15 protein-coding genes are annotated in these 16,995 nt (G+C 69.0%); 12 read left to right on the top strand and 3 right to left on the bottom strand.

Going from position 1 to position 16,995, the window contains the following annotated elements; all coding sequences use genetic code 11:
• Positions 1-46: 46 nt before the first annotated feature.
• The 4 genes from JW613_RS13430 to JW613_RS13415 all read left to right on the top strand — a co-directional run bounded on the left by JW613_RS13430 (position 47) and on the right by JW613_RS13415 (position 5,014).
• Entirely contained in the window at positions 47-571 is a 525-nt protein-coding gene (locus JW613_RS13430) for a PadR family transcriptional regulator (protein WP_209211036.1), read from the top strand.
• Entirely contained in the window at positions 568-1,380 is an 813-nt protein-coding gene (locus tag JW613_RS13425; RefSeq protein ID WP_209211035.1) for an ABC transporter ATP-binding protein, read from the top strand. Before JW613_RS13430 ends, JW613_RS13425 begins: the two co-directional genes overlap by 4 nt.
• Positions 1,381-1,393: 13 nt before the next feature.
• On the top strand, positions 1,394-3,844 hold the full coding sequence (locus JW613_RS13420; protein ID WP_209211034.1) for an FtsX-like permease family protein: 2,451 nt from the start codon (positions 1,394-1,396) through the stop codon (positions 3,842-3,844).
• A gap of 336 nt (positions 3,845-4,180) precedes the next feature.
• A complete protein-coding gene (locus tag JW613_RS13415) occupies positions 4,181-5,014 on the top strand; it encodes a PIG-L family deacetylase (RefSeq protein WP_209211033.1) in 834 nt (277 codons plus the stop codon).
• A gap of 123 nt (positions 5,015-5,137) precedes the next feature.
• Here the strand turns inward: JW613_RS13415 and JW613_RS13410 are convergent, their stop codons facing one another.
• Positions 5,138-6,043, bottom strand: coding sequence for an Lrp/AsnC family transcriptional regulator (locus JW613_RS13410; protein WP_209211032.1), 906 nt, complete (start codon positions 6,041-6,043; stop codon positions 5,138-5,140).
• A gap of 225 nt (positions 6,044-6,268) precedes the next feature.
• Here JW613_RS13410 and JW613_RS13405 point away from each other — a divergent pair, with 225 nt between their 5' ends.
• The gene (locus tag JW613_RS13405) at positions 6,269-7,966 is read left to right on the top strand and encodes an amidohydrolase (protein WP_209211031.1); all 1,698 of its coding nucleotides are present in this window, start codon (positions 6,269-6,271) and stop codon (positions 7,964-7,966) included.
• On the top strand, positions 7,963-9,285 hold the full coding sequence (locus JW613_RS13400) for an MFS transporter (RefSeq protein WP_209211030.1): 1,323 nt from the start codon (positions 7,963-7,965) through the stop codon (positions 9,283-9,285). Before JW613_RS13405 ends, JW613_RS13400 begins: the two co-directional genes overlap by 4 nt.
• A gap of 474 nt (positions 9,286-9,759) precedes the next feature.
• On the opposite strand, the gene JW613_RS36360 is transcribed toward JW613_RS13400, so the two are convergent.
• On the bottom strand, positions 9,760-9,891 hold the full coding sequence (locus JW613_RS36360) for a hypothetical protein (RefSeq protein WP_280635157.1): 132 nt from the start codon (positions 9,889-9,891) through the stop codon (positions 9,760-9,762).
• Positions 9,892-10,403: 512 nt separating this feature from the next.
• On the opposite strand from JW613_RS36360, the gene JW613_RS13395 reads away from it, so the two are divergent.
• From JW613_RS13395 to JW613_RS13375, 5 genes are all read left to right on the top strand, one after another.
• Positions 10,404-11,261 (top strand): hypothetical protein, encoded by an 858-nt coding sequence (locus JW613_RS13395; protein ID WP_209211029.1) that lies wholly within the window; start codon positions 10,404-10,406, stop codon positions 11,259-11,261.
• A gap of 102 nt (positions 11,262-11,363) precedes the next feature.
• The gene (locus JW613_RS13390) at positions 11,364-11,516 is read left to right on the top strand and encodes a hypothetical protein (RefSeq protein ID WP_209211028.1); all 153 of its coding nucleotides are present in this window, start codon (positions 11,364-11,366) and stop codon (positions 11,514-11,516) included.
• Between the two features lie 13 nt (positions 11,517-11,529).
• Positions 11,530-13,119 (top strand): endonuclease/exonuclease/phosphatase family protein, encoded by a 1,590-nt coding sequence (locus tag JW613_RS13385; RefSeq protein ID WP_209211027.1) that lies wholly within the window; start codon positions 11,530-11,532, stop codon positions 13,117-13,119.
• A gap of 59 nt (positions 13,120-13,178) precedes the next feature.
• On the top strand, positions 13,179-13,625 hold the full coding sequence (locus JW613_RS13380) for a hypothetical protein (RefSeq protein ID WP_209211026.1): 447 nt from the start codon (positions 13,179-13,181) through the stop codon (positions 13,623-13,625).
• 287 nt (positions 13,626-13,912) lie between these two features.
• The gene (locus tag JW613_RS13375) at positions 13,913-14,089 is read left to right on the top strand and encodes a hypothetical protein (RefSeq protein WP_209211025.1); all 177 of its coding nucleotides are present in this window, start codon (positions 13,913-13,915) and stop codon (positions 14,087-14,089) included.
• Between the two features lie 364 nt (positions 14,090-14,453).
• Here JW613_RS13375 and JW613_RS13370 read toward each other — a convergent pair whose 3' ends face one another.
• Complete coding sequence (locus JW613_RS13370) at positions 14,454-15,383, bottom strand: LysR family transcriptional regulator (RefSeq protein WP_209211024.1); 930 nt, start codon at positions 15,381-15,383, stop codon at positions 14,454-14,456.
• A 294-nt stretch (positions 15,384-15,677) separates the two neighbouring features.
• Here JW613_RS13370 and JW613_RS13365 point away from each other — a divergent pair, with 294 nt between their 5' ends.
• Entirely contained in the window at positions 15,678-16,979 is a 1,302-nt protein-coding gene (locus tag JW613_RS13365; protein ID WP_209211023.1) for a cytochrome ubiquinol oxidase subunit I, read from the top strand.
• Positions 16,980-16,995: the final 16 nt, after the last annotated feature.

The raw sequence follows: 16,995 nt of genomic DNA, 5'->3' as shown, positions 1-16,995 counted from the left end.
CGGACAGCTAACGAGAAGGTAACGGCGAGCAGGGAGGAGGGCGAGCGTGCGTCTGCCCCTACTGGCGCTGCTCGCCAGGGGCCCGGCCCACGGATACGAACTCAAGCAGGCTCTTGAGAAGCTCCTGGGCGCCGCGTACCCTCAGCCCAACATCGGGCAGGTCTACGTCACCCTCGGCAGGCTCGAAAAGGCCGGACTCATCGAAGGCGAGGACATCGCACAGTCGAGTCGGCCGAACAAGCGCACCTACCAGCTCACGGACGCGGGTCGGGAAGCGGTGGCCGCGTGGTTCGACGAGCCGACAGATGAGCCCCGGGTGCGGGACGAGTTCTTCATGAAGCTCGCCGTCGCCCCCGGCACCGGGATGGCCGACCAGGTCGCCCTCATCAACAAGCAGCGTCGTCACTACCTCAACGCCATGCGCGACCTGTCCAGGCTGGCCGCGGCCGAGGACCGGGACAACCGGGTCGCACAGTTGCTCATCGAGGGAGCAATGCTGCACCTCCAGGCGGATCTCGACTGGCTCGAGCGCTGCCAGGAGGAGCTGGAAAAGCTGGAGGAGCTGGAATGAGCCGCGAGGTACGTGAGGTGCGTGCCGCCGACGGCGGCGGGGGCATATCAGCCGATGCCGCCGACCCCGTTGTCCTGGCCGAGGCCCTGGTCAAGATGCACCGCACCGAGGCCGGTACCCCCGTCAAGGCCGTACGAGGGGTGGATCTGCGCATCGAGCGCGGAGAGTTCGTCGCGATCACCGGCCCGTCCGGGGCCGGTAAATCCACCCTGCTGCATCTGCTGGGCGGGCTGCACCCGCCGGACAGCGGGCGCATCTGGCTGGAAGGCGAGCGGGTCGACACCTACAGCGAGGCACGCTGGGCCGTACTGCGCCGCCGCCGCATCGGCATCGTCTTCCAGTTCTTCAACCTCATCTCCCACCTGACCGTGGCCGACAACGTCGAGCTGCCCGCACTGCTCGCGGGGAGCACTCCGCGCCAGGCCCGCGCCAGACGCGCCGAACTGCTCGCCGACCTGGGCCTGGAGGGCAAGGAGAACAGCACCCCCGGTGAACTCTCGGGCGGTGAGCAGCAGCGCGTCGCGCTGGCCCGCGCGCTGGTCAACCGCTCCAGCCTGCTGCTGGCCGACGAGCCCGCCGGCAGCCTGGACAGCAAGGGCACACGCGAGGTGCTGAAGCTGCTGTCCCGCTACCACGAGCGCGGCCAGACCATTGTGCTGGTCACCCACGACGCCCGGGTGGCCAGCGCAGCGGACCGGGTGATCAGCCTGTTCGACGGCCGCATCGTCGACGACGCGGTACTCGGCGGCGGAACCTCGCCGAGCCGGCGTGCGGGTGGCGTGTCCGGCACGCTCGAGTTGAAGGGCTGATGTAGTGCGGGCCATGGCGCGCTGGGTGCGGGCCGATCTGCGGGCGCACCGTGGCGAGGCGCTGTTCCTGGTCCTCGCCACGGCCGGGATCATCGTCTCGCTGCTGCTGTCCGGTGCTTTCCTCGCGTACGGGGCGAGCCCCTGGCAGCGGGTGTTCACCGAGTCCAACGGCGCCCACGTGTGGATCCAGACCACGGCGAAGGCCGATGCCGGGGCACTGGCCGGACTCGACGGGGTCGAGTCCGCCTCCCGCCCGTACCGCACCGCCTCCGCCACCGCGGAACTGGGCGGCACCAGGGCGAAGATCCAACTCCGCGCCGCGGACCCCGAGCCCCCGAAGGTGGCCCGCCCCCTGATGACCGAGGGCCGGTGGCTGAACAAGGACGACGCGGCAGTCGCTGCCGCTCCCCAGGCACGGGCCTACACCGCCGCCTCCGGCGAACACCGGTCGGGAGGGAAGAGCGGCTCCGGGCGGACGGCCGCCCGCCCCGCGAACGCGACCGGCACCGCCCCGTCCGCCCGGAGCCGGGCGGAAGCCGCCGGCAGTGTCGTGCTGGAGAGTTCGCTCGCCCGGGCCCTGTGGGCCGAGCCGGGCGACTTGCTGCACGTCCGCGGCTCCGACGGCACCGACCACGCCCTCCGCGTCATCGGCGTCGCCGAAACAGCCGAGGAGCGGTACAGCCCGGGCCGCACCCCCGGCGTCGGCTGGGTGCTGCCGAATGCCCTGCATCAGGTCGAACAAGAGGCCGATCAGCTCGGGCAGGCGATCGGGCTGCGGCTCGACGACCGGGACGACACCGACTTCGCGGTCCAGCGGGCGGTCACCGAACTCGGCGACGACCAGATCGTCGCCGTCTCCACCTGGCAGCAGGCGCGCGACGACGCCGAGGGCGGCGGCCGGCTCCTCGGGCTGCTGCTCGGCCTCTTCGGTCTCAGCGCACTGCTCGCCGCCTCGCTCGCCGTGGCCGGAGCCATCAGCACCCGCATCCGGGGCCACCTTCGGGACATCGCCATCCTCAAGGCCGTCGGCTTCACCCCGGCCCAGCTCATCCGCACCTTCCTCGTCGAACACGCCGCCCTGGGCCTGCTCGGCGTAGCCTGCGGCGCCCTGCTCACCGAGATACTCGGTCCACGGCTGCCCGGTCGGCTCGGCGAGGCGATGCGGCTGTGGCAGGCACTCCCCGCCCACGCCTGGGTACCGTTCGCGATCCCGCTCGCCGCGCTGCTCCTGATCACCGGCACGACCGCGCTGGCGGCCTGGCGGGTGGGCCGCGTATCGCCGGTACCGGTCGCTCGCCCCGCGACCCCCGCCGTCCGCCGGATGCCCGGCACGGTACGGCGCGCCCTCGGGCTGCGGCTGCCGCCCGCTCTCGTACTCGGCTGGCGGGGGGCCTTCCACTCCCGTGCGCGATCCTCCGCCGCGGTCGCACGGCTGGCCGTGCCCCTGCTGCTGATCACCGTTGTCCTCGGCGCATGGACCACCCTCGACCGGCTGGAGCACCACCCGGAGAAGGTGGGCATCCCCGCCGCGCTCACCGTGCGCGGCGACGGGCTCGACGACGCCGCGGTACGGCGGATGCTCGTCGGCCGTCCGGAGGTGACCGCGGCCTACCCAGGGGCCGAGGCCAAGGCGCTGGTGCCCGGCCAGACGGGCACGATCACGCTCCGCGGCCTCGGTAGGCACCGGGATCCCTACCCCCTCACCATCGCTGACGGACGCGCCCCCTACAGATCCCACGAGGCGGTCGCCGGACAGGGACTGCTCGATCTGCTGGACGTGCGGGTCGGCGACTGGGTGCGGGTCACGGTCGGCGGCAACCCGCAGGTGCTGCACATAGTCGGGCGCAGCATCGAGCCGGAGGACGACGGCCGGGTGATCTCGACGACGCTCGACACGCTCCGCGAGGGCGGCATCGCCCCGCGCCCCGGCTTCTACCACCTCGTCCTGGACGAGGACTCCGACCCAGCTGCCGTCGCCGCCGGGCTCTCCTCGGCAATCGGGGGACGGGCGGACGTACGGGAGATCCCCAACCCGGTACGCGAACTGTCCGCCGTGCACGGAGTGCTCGGCGGGCTGGTCACCGTGCTGGCACTGATCGCTCTGGCCGAGCTGTCGACGACGATCGCTGCGGGCGTACGGGACCGCCGCCGGGATCTGCTCGCCCTCAGAGCCATCGGACTGACGCCGCGGCAGATCATGGCGGTGATCGTGGCCGGGACCGGCTTCACCGCCCTGGCCGCCGCCCTCGTCGGAACAGCGGTCGGCACCCTCGTATCGCAGTGGCTGATCGACCTGCAGGGCCGGTCCAGCGGTATCGGCGCCGGGATCGCCCAGCAGCCCCCGCTCGCGGCGCTGCTTCTCCTGGTCGCCGCAGTGGTGGTGGGCGCGGTCGCCGTTTCCATGCTCCCGGCCTCGCGCGCGGTACGGCAGCGGCTCGCGGACACACTCGGCGACTCGCTCTGAACCCTGCGGCTTGCGGTGATCATCGGGCGGCCGGGTCCGTGCGGGACGGGCCGGCCGGCGGCCCCGAGAACACGCCGCCGCATGTGGGCCTCCGAGTGGAGCAGGCCCGGGCGCTGCAGGACGACACCGTGTGAAACGCCGACATCTGGAAGGGCACCGGCCGCGCCGGGAACAGCAGGTCCGGTCGGCGCTGTTGCATCTGCCGAGGCACCGGCGCCGCACGGGCGGGGAACATGGAGACCACAAGATCGTCCGCCTGCCGGAATCCGGACCTCGGGATCGCGGTACGCCCGCCGCGCACTCGGATCAAGACCATTTTTGCAGGAGGACGTTTCCATGACTGACCGACCTTTGACGCTCATGGCAGTGCACGCCCACCCCGACGACGAGGCCACCGGAACCGGAGGGGTCCTCGCGCGGTACGCGGCGGAAGGCATCCGTACGGTTCTTGTGACGTGTACCGACGGCGGTTGCGGTGACGGACCCGGGGGCGTCAAGCCGGGCGACCCGGGGCACGATCCGGCGGCCGTCGCGTTGATGCGTCGCCAAGAACTCGAGGCCAGCTGTGAAGCTCTGAAGATCAGTGATCTGGAGATGCTGGACTACGCCGACTCCGGGATGATGGGCTGGCCGAGCAACGACGCTCCCGGATCGTTCTGGCAGACGTCCGTGGAGGAAGGCGCCGCCCGACTCGCCGAACTCATGCGGCACTACCAGCCCGATGTGGTCGTCACCTACGACGAGAACGGCTTCTACGGCCACCCCGACCACATCCAGGCCCACCGCATCACGATGGCGGCGCTGGAGATGACCGCGCTGACACCGAAGGTGTACTGGACGACGATGCCCCGCTCGGGGATGCAGCGGTTCGGCGAGATCATGCGCGAGTTCAGCGAGGACATGCCGGAGCCGGATCCTGCCGAGACCGCCGCGATGGCCGAGATCGGCCTCCCCGACGACGAGATCACCACCTGGGTGGACACCACCGCATTCAGCGGTCAGAAGTTCGATGCGCTGGCCGCACACGCCAGTCAGGGCGAGAACATCTTCTTCCTCAAGATGGGCAAGGAGCGGTTCGGTGAGTTGATGGGCATGGAGACGTTCGTACGTGTCAAGGACGCCACGGGCGCGGCCGTACCTGAGAACGATCTCTTCGCCGGACTGCGCTGATCCGCCCGTTCCGCGGAGCCGATGGCGATCTGACGGCGGTCTCCGCCAGGTCAGGCGACTTCGCGACGCGACGAAGCGGGTCGGCGAGGGCAGGGGTGGAGGGGCTCAACACTTGGTGCGCCCCTACCTCCCTGTCCTCGCGATGCCCCGCGAATAGTGCTCCTTGAACACCTCCAGATGTGCCCACGTGGTCAGGCCGCGCACCTCGTCGAGCGCCTTGATCTGCTCCGTGACGCGGTGCAGGCGTGTGGTCGAGTCGGCGCCGAGGGTGAAGACCAGGTCGAAACGGCCCACGGTACGGGCGACGAACTCGACGCCGGGCAGCGCGGCGAGGAACCCGGTGACACGCTCGTCGTCCCCGCCGAGGTTCAACCCCGCGCCGAGCGCCGGCCTTCCGCTGCCCGTGCCGCGCCGCACCACGGCGGCGATGTGCAGGGCGCGACTGCCGACGAGGCGACCGACCCGGGCGCGGGCCGCGCTCGGTGACATGCCGACGCGACGGGCCAGCTCGACGAACGACATGCGACCGTCGCGCTCGAGCAGCTCGATCAGCCGTAGATCGGTGTCGTTGACGTGCACGTCGCCGCGGAGCGGACCCTGCGGCATGAACACCGATGTGACGACGTCGGTGTAGAGGAGTGTGTTGACCGCCCGCACCCGGCGCTGCGCACGGAGGTGGGCGAGGGCGTCGTACAGCTCCCGGTCGCTCGAGACCCTCAGCTCCGCGACGAGGTCGTAGGCGCCGCTGACCGCGGAGACGAAGACCGACGCGTCCGTCGCGCACAGGGCGGCGACCACGTCGTCGGCGGGCCCCGACACGGCGAGGGAGACGTGCGCGAGCGAGGTGAGCCCGAACAGCTGGGGATGTGCCACGGCCACAATCTCCACGGAGCCCGTGTCCAGCAGTGCCTGCACCCGGGTCGAGACCGCCGCCCTCGGCGCGCCCACCCGGGCGGCCAGGTCGCTGTAGCTCGCCCTGCCGTCCTGTTGGAGCGCGGCGATGAGCCTTGCGTCCAGATCCTCACTCATGAGCGTCCGAGACCCAATCTTTACAGAGTGATTCCGTGCTTCCGAAGGAACAAGACCACGGTCGACGCGAACTCTGGAAGCTGATCAGCCGCAGATCAGAGTAGAGGGGCGACAAAAACGCGGCGATACGTCAGTGGGGCAGCGTACATGGCATTGCTGCGGAGAGTGGGCGGACCTACGGTGCCGATCACCGATACGCCACCGACACACCGCACGAGGAACCACATGCGCGCACTGCGCCACCAGGAGACGTCAGTCCTGGACGCGACCACCACTTTGTTCACCGGCGCCGCTTTGCGGACCGTGGACCCGCACACCGACGGCGCCGAGGCGTTCCTCGTACACGGCAACCGGTTCGGCGCCGTCGGCACGGTCGAGGAGTGCCGCGCCGCAGCGGCGCGGCTCGGCCACACGGCCGAGGAAGTGGACCTCGGCGGCACCGTTGTGGTGCCCGGCTTCGTCGACCCGCACGCCCACCCGCTGATGTACGGCCAGATGATGAGCTGGGTCGACTGCGGTCCCGACAAGGCGGCCGACATCCCCGGCATCGTCGCCCTGCTGCGCGCGGCGGCCGACTCCCTGCCGCCCGGGCGGCCGGTGCGGGGTTACGGCTACGAGCACCGCAACCTCGCCGAGCGCCGCCATCCCACCAAGGAGGAGCTCGACCAGGTCAGCACCGACCGCGACGTGTACCTGATGAACGCCAGCGGCCACGGAGGAGTCGTCAACAGCGCCACGCTGGCCCGGCACGGCGTCACCCGCGACACACCGGACCCGGAGGGCGGCACGTTCTTCCGTGACGCCGACGGGGAGCTGACCGGCGAGGTCTCCGACGCCGCCTGCAACATCCTCACCGGCGTCGGCGGCGTCAAGATCGGCCGCCACGGGCCGAACTTCCACCTCGGGGACGAGCCCGAGGAGCACTTGCGGCAACTGCGCGCCGCCCAGGAGCGTTTCCTCGCCGGCGGCGTGACGACGATCGGTGACTGCCAGGTGACCCGCCGCGAGTTCGACACCTACCTGCGGCTGGCCGACGGCGGCGGACTGCGCACCCGCGTCGGCATGTATCTGCTGAGCCACCTGCTGGACCATGTGATCGACACGGGTATGCACGGCGCGTTCGGCAACGCCCGGCTCTCCTTCACGGGCATCAAGTTCTACGCCGACGGCACCCTGGGCGGCTGGACGGCCTACTTCCCTGACGGCTACGTCGGCGACCCTTGCCGTACCGGGCAGCTCTACCACGAGCCGGAGGCGTACCGGGAGCTGATCGCCAGGGCCCATGCCGTGGGGCTCCAGACAGCCACCCACGCCCAGTCGCCCGACGCGATAGAGATGGTGCTCGACGCCGTCGAGGCCGCACAGGAGCGCCACCCCCGACCCGATGCCCGGCACCGGATCGAGCACTGCGGGCTGCCGACCCCCGAGCAGATCAAGCGCATGCACCAGTTGGGCATCCACCCGGTCAATCAGACCCAGCACTACTACAACTGGGGGGAAGGCGTCACCGAGGCGATCGGCACCCCGGGGGAGCGGTTCAACCCGCTCGGCGAGTTCCTGGAGGCCCAGGTGCCCGTGACGCTCAGTTCGGACGCGCCGGTCGCCGAGCCGAAGCCGCTGGAGGCCATCCAGGCGGCCGTCACCCGCGTCACCCGGCGAGGGCACCGGCTGGGCGACACCTCCCTGCGCATCCCGGCGGCCGACGCGCTCGCCGCGCACACGCTCGGCGGGGCCCGCACCCTGGGCCGCGAACACGAACTCGGCAGCATCACCCCCGGCAAGCTGGCCGACTTCACCGTCCTGGGCGCCGACCCGCTCGCCGTCGACCCCGGGTCCATCGCCGCGATCGACGTCCTCCACACGTGGGTCGACGGCGCCCTCGAGCACTCCACCACCGCCACATCGACCGAGGGGCAGCAGTGACCGATCACGCTCAATCCCGCAAGGCACGCAAGGCGGGCATCGCCGCGTTCGTCGGCACCACCATCGAGTGGTACGACTTCTACGTCTACGCCACCGCCGCGTCCCTCGTCTTCGGCAGCGTCTTCTTCCCTGAGGGGACCGACCGGCTCACCGGCATCGCCGCGGCCTTCGCCACATACGCGGTCGGGTTCTTCGCGCGGCCACTCGGTGGCATCGTCTTCGGGCACATCGGCGACCGGTTCGGCCGGCGCAGCGCCCTTGTGATCACCCTGACCATGATGGGCGCCGCGACGTTCCTCGTCGGCCTGCTGCCCACGTATGCCGGCGTCGGCGTGCTCGCCCCGATCCTGCTCGTCCTGCTCCGCTTCGTGCAGGGCATCGCGGTCGGCGGTGAGTGGGGCGGCGCCGTCCTGATGGCCGTGGAGCACGCCCCTGAGGGGAAGAAGACCTTCTACGGCGGCTTCGCCCAGCTCGGCAACCCGGCCGGGGCCCTGCTGTCCACCGGCCTGTTCAGCCTGCTGTCCACCCTCGGCGACAACGCCCTCAAGGAGTGGGCGTGGCGCGTGCCGTTCCTGCTGTCGGCGCTGCTCATCGTCATCGGCGTCCTCATCCGGCTCAAGGTCGAGGAGTCGCCGGTGTTCGAGGCGGAGCCCGAACCGGACGAGGGCCTGCCGCTCACGTACGCCCTGAAGACGAACTGGAAGCCCATCCTGCTGGGCATCGGCACGCTCCCGATCGCGGTGGGCGGCTACTACCTGGTGACCACGTTCATCACCGCGTACGCCACCGACCCCTCCGTGGGGCTCTCCGAAACGGTGGTGCTCAACGCGCTCAGCGTCGCGGCCGTCGTCGAACTCGTCGCCACGCTGGGCGTCGCGTGGCTGGGCGACAAGGTCGGACGCATCCGTGTCGTCATCTGGGGCCTCGCCGCGGTGGCCGTCCTTGCCACCCCTCAGTTCCTCGTGGTCTCCTCGGACTCCACTGTACTGATCTTCCTGGTCTTCGCCGCGATGCGGCTGGTCATGGCAGCGACCTACGGACCCGTGGCCACGGTGCTGGCCCAGATGTTCCGGCCCCAGGCGCGTTACACCAGCATCTCGCTGACGTACCAGGTGGCGGGCGCGCTGTTCGGCGGGCTCTCACCCGTGGCCTCGACGCTGATGTTCCAGGCGACCGACAGCATCGTGCCGGTCATCGTGCTCCTTGTCGCCATGTGCGCGCTGAGCATCGCATGCCTGCTGAAGGCACCGCAGCACACCGACGATGCCACGACAGCGGACACCCCGGCGCCGACCGCACCGGCCGGCACGGCGTCTTAGGTCTTCGGTCGGCAAACGATCTTGGGTGGGTTCGCGGAGCCGGAGGACGTCTCCTATTCCTATCTGGTCGATCGGGGCGCCACGAAGAGCTGCCGGAGGCCGGCTGTCGACCAGGACGGGAAGAAGACCGTTGAAGCCCGGGCAGCCGAGTGTCCGCCGACCACGCGCGTCAGCACCGACATCGCCCCGACGCGGAGGAGAGGGGCTCGCCGGCCGGCGAGCCCCTCTCTTGTCCGCGCACGATCGCAATCGTGGCGTGCGTGTCGGAGCGCCTGCGGCGCGCTCTGGTCTGCGAGTGCCGGGCCTGGCTGTGGCCGCAGACGGTCCGGCCACCGTACCGTCGGAACGTGTGCCCCATCGTGTCAGCGCACACGTGCGGAGCCGGGTGCACCGGTCTCCCGTGCCCGCCGTGTTCCGTCGCAGGGAGCACACGAGGCCTCACTTGTCTGGGGCCTGTCGCTCATCGCGAGGGTGTCAGCCGTCGGGGCAGATGAGGCTGCAGAGCTCACTGGCCATTGCCATGGCGGGAAGCTCGCCGCGCGCCTCCGGGACATCGAGCTTGCCGATCAGAGTGTCGATGTCGAGCTGTTCCATGGTCTCGGGCATGCGGGTGTCCTCTTTTGCAGGGGCGCCGTGCGGGGATGCACCGCCCTGCAGTAACTGCGAAGACGCCTTCATGCTCGGGTGTGCCCACCTGTGCGAGGAGGCAATGTGCCGTCGAGCCGGCCAGGGGCGGGTCAGGGCGTTGAACCCCGTCCGACGAGCTCCCGCGGTAGCTCACTCGGCCGCTGCGGTCAGCCCCTGGCACGCCCGGGCTCTTGTCTCACTGGCGCCACCGCTCCTGGCAGACACCCCACAGCGTGGGATGCCACCACAGGGGGCGGCGGTTTGTGGGGCCACCGCTTCCGGGTCCCATCACGAGCTCCGTCATGAACCCGTCCGGTTCCCCCTCTGGCGTGTCCTGGCGCCACAGATCGTCCTTCGATCGGTGGAAGCTTTCGGCCTGCTCACACCAGGTCCCGGGTAGTGGGGCATGCCCATTTCATTGATGTCGGATCCCGGGGGGAGTGGTCGTGGTGGGGGTGGTCCGGTGCCGTCGTGGTAGGTGGGCGGCGGCGTTGGCGGTGTTGATGGTGGTGCCGCTGGCGGCCGGTAGCGGTTCTGCCGCGGCGGGGGCCGATGCGGGGGAGGGGCGGGACCGGGCAGCGGATCCGCCGCCGATCTCGTCGTGGGGGAGTGCCTACAACTACACTCCGCTGTTGGAGGCCGGGGGGATCGCCGGGGGTCTGGATCTGTCACCGACGACCACGGTGGTGCTCTACAACAACACCTCCCACACGCTGAAGCTGTCGACCAGTTACAAGACGGGGGAGGCGCCGCAGTGGTCGACGGGCAATGGCGTCGACGGTGAGTTCCCCTACGGGGTGCCGCCGGTCCAGATCGAGCCGGGTGCCGGCGGACGCATCCAGATGATCAACAAAAAGCTCGGCGGTGTCGGCGGCGGCGTGACCTACTACGCGGTCAACAACGACAAGAACCACACCTACTTCGCCAGCCTCGACTTCGACAACTGGGTCGGGAAGAAGAACAACTACACGGTCAAGCTGGTCACCTGGCAGCAAAAGCGCCCCGGGCACAGTACTCCCGACGGGCCCAAGCTGAACATCGGCCTGATCAACGACGAGGGCAAGACGGTGTCCACCAACCAGAAAGAAAAGCACTGGAACGCCGACACCTTCGGCAAGGGAATGGCCCCGATCATCGGCATGGTCTTCACCGAGCCATACGAGACCACCACCTACCCCGCGCTGGGCTCCCGGCCCAGCAAGAAGCAAGAAGCCTGCGACAACTACCGCCGTCTCGCCCGCTCGTACGGGACCAAACGCCAGAAGCTGGAGACGATGTGGAAGAGCGGCCGTATCGGCGCCATTGCCGGCGCCTGGCTCGGCATGGCCTATGCCTGCACCGACTGGTAGCCCCTTCTGCGCCCCCTCCGCCACTGCCCGACCGTGCGCAGCCGACCCGCCTGAGTGGCAGGCCGACGACTCCCTCTTGTTCGTGCCGGAAGGAATCTCCGCATGTCCTCCCTCACGCGATGCCGCGCCGTGGCGGCCCTGGGCACGGCCCCAGCGCTGGCTCTCGTACTGCCCCGCTTCCGGCCCTGGCCGCCCCGGCCGACACGTCAGCGCAACGACGGGCTGAAGGCCAACGGCTGCCCGACCGACACGTAGAAGGGAGCCGATGATGGCGAACAGGATCAGCCTGTACACGAGCGAGCCGCTGCGGCCCGGGGCGGACATTCCCGTCTTCTACGAGGTGGAAGCAGAGGGCGACAACCGTGTCGCCCTCTACCGCGGCGACGGCGCGGACGCAGAGTGCGTCACCTTCGAGCACGCGCCGGGCAAGGCCGGCCTCGTGTGGTTCTCCGGTCTGTCCACCGATCCCGACCAGGACGACGCCATCTCACCGGGTCCTTACCTCCTCAAACTGCAAGGGACCGTCGCGCCCGGCCAGGCCCGGGGCGACTCGGTGCGCGAGAGCGTCACCGACCTGACCGAACCCCTCCCCTTCGACCTGACCAGTGACCCGTACTTCGTCACCAGCTCTTTCACCACCGCCAATGCGATCACCGGGCAGCCGGTCTGCGTTCCGCTGGCCGGGCTGCTGACCTCCTTCGGCCGGCCGGTCCTCTTCGCAAAGGACAGCGGGGACGAGTGGCTGTCCGTCTCACCCGCGGGTGAAGTGACAGGTGTCGCGCCGGGCGCAACGCACGGCGGATATGGACACATCGTGGTCACCGCGCACGACGCCGACGATCTGAACGCCGCTGTGGCCACCGTCGCCGTCACCGTCCCCCTGCGGGCCGAGACCGATCCGGTGGCCGACCGGCTGCGGGTGGCCACCTGGAACATGTGGTACGACGCCACCCGCGTCCTCAACGGCGACGACAAGGTCATCCGCGCCCTGCTGGAAGAAGACATCGACCTGGTCGCCCTCCAGGAGGTCCACCGCTACCAGGAGCCCGGAACGGTGCGACGCCTCGCCGAACGGCTGGGCTGGTACTACCACCAATACCCCCGCCTGAACGACGACCCGATCGACGACAAGGACGTCGGCCTCCTCTCCCGGTACCCGATCGACCACGACGCCAGCGGGCTCGGCGAGCACTACCTGCGCACCGCCGTGACCATCGGCGCACTCACCCTCCAGGTGTGCACCGTCCACCTCGACCACACCAGCTACGGCCCCGACAAGGCCCCACCCGGCACCCGCCGCTTCACACCCGCCGTCCAGGCTCAGGAAGACGCCTCCGATCGGGCCGAGGAGATGAAAGACCACATCCTTGCCCCACTCACCCCCTTCACCGACCGCGCGGACGAGCAGCCGGTGCTCATCCTCGGAGACTTCAACAGTCCCTCCCACCTCGACTGGACCAGCGAAGTCTCCACACCCCCCTTCAACTGGCCGGCCACCCAGCTGCTCGAAGACGCCGCATTCACCGACTCCTACCGCGCCGTCCACCCCGCCCCCTCAGCCAACCTGGGCCTGACCTGGTCACCGGTCACCCTGTGGCGACAAGAACTGCAACGCGTCGAACCCCTCGACCGCATCGACTTCATCTTCCACAAGGGCAGCCGGCTCCGCCCGCTGGACTCCCACACCCTTGTGACGGGCAACCCCGCGCCGGCCGAGGAACACCCCGCCTGGGAAGACCACCCCCGCTACCGCTACAACACCTGGCCCTCCGACCACGCCGCCCTCATCACCACCTACGAAATTCAACACCCCTCGCTGCACCCTCAAGACAGCAGCATCGACGGACGGAATGACTGAGCAACAGAAAAGGTCGAGCGAGAGGAAGAAGAATGCAACCACCCCCAAGGGAGACCGGCTTGGTGCACACACCCGTCAAGAATCTGGTCCGAGGGATCACAGCCGCCCTCCTGCTGGCCGCCCCCGTCACCGTGGCACAGCCCGCAGACGCCCAACCGACAGGCTCCCGCGCCGCCTGGTGCGCAGACACCATCGATCCCTGGAAGGGCAGCGCCTACACCGGAAACCTGAAACCAAAAGAAGGCTCCCTCATCAAAGTCAACATCGTGATCAACGATAAAGGAGACAAGGCGGAGATCCGCGTCTTCGCCTCCTCCTGGGGGGAGACAGGCGTCACTCTCGACAAGACTCTCTTCCCCGAAGTGAGGGGAGAAAATGAACAGGCGAAATGGGAAATGAGTATGCCCAGCTGCAATGAAAAGGGCCTGGTGGCTTCCGCCGGCGGCTACGTGAAAGTCAAGAAGAACGGCAAAGAATATCGGGGAAAGATGCACCGAGGGTATTAGATGAGTGACCCTTCTCAATGTGGCCACCGGCTGCGTGACGCTGGTGGGATGCGCAACGCAGGAGGGTCCCGTTCCCGTCTGTCTTTGTCGCGCCGATGTCGAAAGGAGCCCCCACAGTGCGTCGAGTGACACCCCTCCTGTGCGCTGTGACCATTTCAGCCACGCTGACAGCAGCCGCTCCGCCCGCAGCTCAGGCCGGGCCCTCCTCCTACTTCGCGTTCTCAACATCCAAGGACGGGACAAACCAGAAAAAGATCGGCAGTCCGGAGGCGGGACAGTGCACTGCTGTGAACAACGGAAACTGGGCCAACAACCAGTCCGGACTGTACGCGCACCTCTACACCGGCTCACGGTGTAAAGCGTCGACGTACTTCCTCACGATGGAAGACGACGACTACACCCCCCTGGGTACCGGATCGACGTTCTACAGCGTGAAGTTCACCAAGAAAAAGGATGAGTGGTAGAAGCTGCTGCGGCTGGGCGCCGCAGCCCGTTGCATACCGAGCTCGGCGATCAGGCCGCCCGGCATGACCGGCCGTGTGCGGCGCACCGGTCTGGATGTTCGCCCGCTTGCGCCGGAACGGCCCCCTCGGGCGGGGCGCCTGGGGGGCTCTTGCTCCGGCCGGTATGCGAATACTGCTGCATGGGGCGGCTCCGCTGGAAGGAGAGCCAGGGCGAAGTCAGCCGTTGTTCGTTGGCTGGTGGGCAGGCGGGCACCCTTGCCGGCTCGTTGCCGCGCTCGGGCCGTTCGGATACGCGGCATCCTCGGCTGACTGGGTGGCAGGGCGTCGGAACGCACCGGAGGTGAACGCGCCGCGCCGAGGGGCTTCAGACGTGCTCCTGGGGGCGGGACGGGTGCTGCTCGGGTAGACGGTGTGTCATGAAGGGGCGCTCGGTGGCGTACTCCCGCAGGCGTACGGCTGCGTCGGACAGGTGGGCGTCGCGGTTCCACACCAGTGTCAGCACGCGGTGGCAGTCGGGTGCGTCCAGGTGCACCCAGGCGACCGGGACACGCGTCTCGGTGCCGGCCTGGCGGGAGACGGCCGGGATCAGGCCGATGCCCAGACCGACGCTGATCATGTCCTGGCTGGCGCCTGGTTCATTGCCCTCGCAGGACAGCAGCGGGGTGAGCCCTTCGGAGGCGAACAGCCGCTCCAGCAGGGTGCGTTGCCAGTGACCCCGCCGGGTGGTGACGAAGGGTTCGTCGGCGATCTCGCGGATCGTCACGCTCTCCCGCCCGTCGAGCCAATGCCCGGGCGGCACCGCGAGCAGTACTTCCTCGCGGGCGAGTTCGACCGACTCCGTCTCCGTGTCTGGCAGCGGCTGCGAGGCGAGGCAGAAGTCGACCTCGCCGGCCCGTAGCAGGCGGGTCATCTCCTCTGCGTTGGCCTGGAAGAGGCGGATGTCGGCGCGTGGGTAGGCGAGGCGGAAGCCGCCCAGGAGCGGGGTGACGGTCAGTAGCGTCTCGGAGGCGAGGCAGACCCGGCCCAGTCCCAGGCCCCGGGCCTCACGCACGGCCCTGCGACCGTCGTCGAGTTCGCTCAGGGCGCGCTCGACGTGGCGCAGGAACAGCGTGCCGTACGGGTTGAGCCGGATGCGGCGGCCGCGTCGGTCGAAGAGCGGGGTGCCGATCTCGGCCTCCAGGCGCGCGACGGTGCGGCTGAGTGAGGGCTGGGCGACGTGCAGTTCCTGTGCGGCACGGCTGATGTGCTCGTACCGTGCGACGGTCTGGAAGTAGCGCAACTGCTGAAGATCCATACCTCACCTTCGCTTATGCCTGCGCAGGTATCAACACATAGCGAAAACGGTCTTGGAACTGGATAAGCGGTTGTCTCTACGGTGCTTGGCAGGGCCATCGCACAGGTGACGGGCAACAACGCCGTCGGCACCTGCATACGCGAGGCGAGGGCCCCGGCACCGTTTTCCCTCGCGTCTCATCGAACCCGCTCGAATCCGCTCGAACCTGCTCCGATCCCTTCGGACCCGCTCGAACCCCGTTCGGAACGGTTCGACTCGTCCCGTCTGCCCACCCGTTTCCCAGGAAGGTCGCACATGAGCGCAACGGAGCTGGCCCGGCTCCAATTCGCGGCCACTACCGGCATCCACTGGCTGTTCGTGATCCTCACCATGGGGCTCGTCCCTCTCGTGGCGTTCATGCACACCCGTGCCGTCTGCACCCGTGATCCCGCCACCAGAGCCCTCCGGGAGCGTATGACCCGCTTTTGGGGACAGCTCTATGTCATCAACTACGCGGTCGGTATCGTCACCGGCCTGGTCATGGAGTTCCAGTTCGGGCTCAGCTGGAGCGGGCTGAGCGCGTTCGCGGGCAACGTCTTCGGCGCCCCGCTGGCGCTGGAGACGCTCATCGCCTTCTTCGCCGAGTCAACCTTCCTCGGCATGTGGATCTTCGGCTGGGGGCGGCTGCGCAAGGGCGTGCACGTCACGCTGATCTGGCTGGTCGCCCTGACGGCATACGCCTCCGGGTACTGGATCATGATTGCCAACGGCTTCATGCAGCACCCGGTCGGCTACGAGGTCCGCGACGGTGTCGCCTACCTGACCGATTTCGGGGCACTGCTCACCAACTCCAGCGCGCTGACCGCCCTCGGTCACATCACGCTCGCCGCCCTGACCACGGGCGGTGTCCTGGTGGCGGGGGTCAGCGCCTGGCACTTCGCCCGCGGCACCAAGGAGAAGGAGCTGTTCCGCTCCTCCTTGCGTCTCGGGACGTGGGTGGCCATGGTCGCCTCCTTCTTCGTCGTCATCGTGGGCGAGATGCAGCGCCCGGTGATCGAGCGGACGCAGCCGATGAAGCACGCGGTGCTGGAAGATTCCGGCGTTGCCGAGCTGCAGCGGCAGCTCGTCGAGCAGTACGGCCCCGGCGACTACGTACCGCCACAGGGCTGGATCCATCTCTCGATGACCAGCATGACGGTCATCGGCAACACGATCTCTTCCATCACCCTGGTCGCGGTGTTCCTGCTGCTGAAGGACCGGCTGGTGCGTTGGCGCCCGCTGGCGTATCTGATGACCGCGATGATCCCGTTCGCCTTCCTGGCCTCGGTGGGCGGCTGGGTGGTGCGCGAGATGGGACGCCAGCCCTGGATGGTCTACGGCCAACTGAAGGTCGAGGACGCGCTGTCCCACGTCAGCAGGGCCTCGCTGATCACATCCTGCACCGTCTTCATCACCGTCTTCGTCGCTTTGGCGGTGACGAACTGGACCCTGATCACCCGATTCGCCGTCCGCGGCCCGGCTGCCACCCAGCTCGGCGCGACCGAGCCGCTCGCCGAGGACCTGCCCGAGGGCCCCTCCGCCGGCGCCGGCGACACGCAGCCGGCCTTGGCCCTTTGAAGGAGAGTGGAGCGAG

Source organism: Streptomyces smyrnaeus, from assembly GCF_017676345.1.
Classification (GTDB): domain Bacteria; phylum Actinomycetota; class Actinomycetes; order Streptomycetales; family Streptomycetaceae; genus Streptomyces; species Streptomyces smyrnaeus.
The sequence above is the reverse complement of the archived record's forward strand: the minus strand, read 5'-3'. Positions and strand labels throughout refer to the sequence as shown.

What these genes read in the sequence shown, in the direction of transcription:
- JW613_RS36360 (WP_280635157.1), bottom strand. Translation starts at nt 9,891, where the DNA reads ATGCCCGAGACCATGGAACAGCTCGACATCGACACTCTGATCGGCAAG.
- JW613_RS13385 (WP_209211027.1), top strand. Translation starts at nt 11,530, where the DNA reads ATGGCGAACAGGATCAGCCTGTACACGAGCGAGCCGCTGCGGCCCGGG.
- JW613_RS13370 (WP_209211024.1), bottom strand. Translation starts at nt 15,383, where the DNA reads ATGGATCTTCAGCAGTTGCGCTACTTCCAGACCGTCGCACGGTACGAG.
- JW613_RS13420 (WP_209211034.1), top strand. Translation starts at nt 1,394, where the DNA reads ATGGCGCGCTGGGTGCGGGCCGATCTGCGGGCGCACCGTGGCGAGGCG.
- JW613_RS13425 (WP_209211035.1), top strand. Translation starts at nt 568, where the DNA reads ATGAGCCGCGAGGTACGTGAGGTGCGTGCCGCCGACGGCGGCGGGGGC.
- JW613_RS13415 (WP_209211033.1), top strand. Translation starts at nt 4,181, where the DNA reads ATGACTGACCGACCTTTGACGCTCATGGCAGTGCACGCCCACCCCGAC.
- JW613_RS13410 (WP_209211032.1), bottom strand. Translation starts at nt 6,043, where the DNA reads ATGAGTGAGGATCTGGACGCAAGGCTCATCGCCGCGCTCCAACAGGAC.
- JW613_RS13405 (WP_209211031.1), top strand. Translation starts at nt 6,269, where the DNA reads ATGCGCGCACTGCGCCACCAGGAGACGTCAGTCCTGGACGCGACCACC.
- JW613_RS13365 (WP_209211023.1), top strand. Translation starts at nt 15,678, where the DNA reads ATGAGCGCAACGGAGCTGGCCCGGCTCCAATTCGCGGCCACTACCGGC.
- JW613_RS13390 (WP_209211028.1), top strand. Translation starts at nt 11,364, where the DNA reads ATGTCCTCCCTCACGCGATGCCGCGCCGTGGCGGCCCTGGGCACGGCC.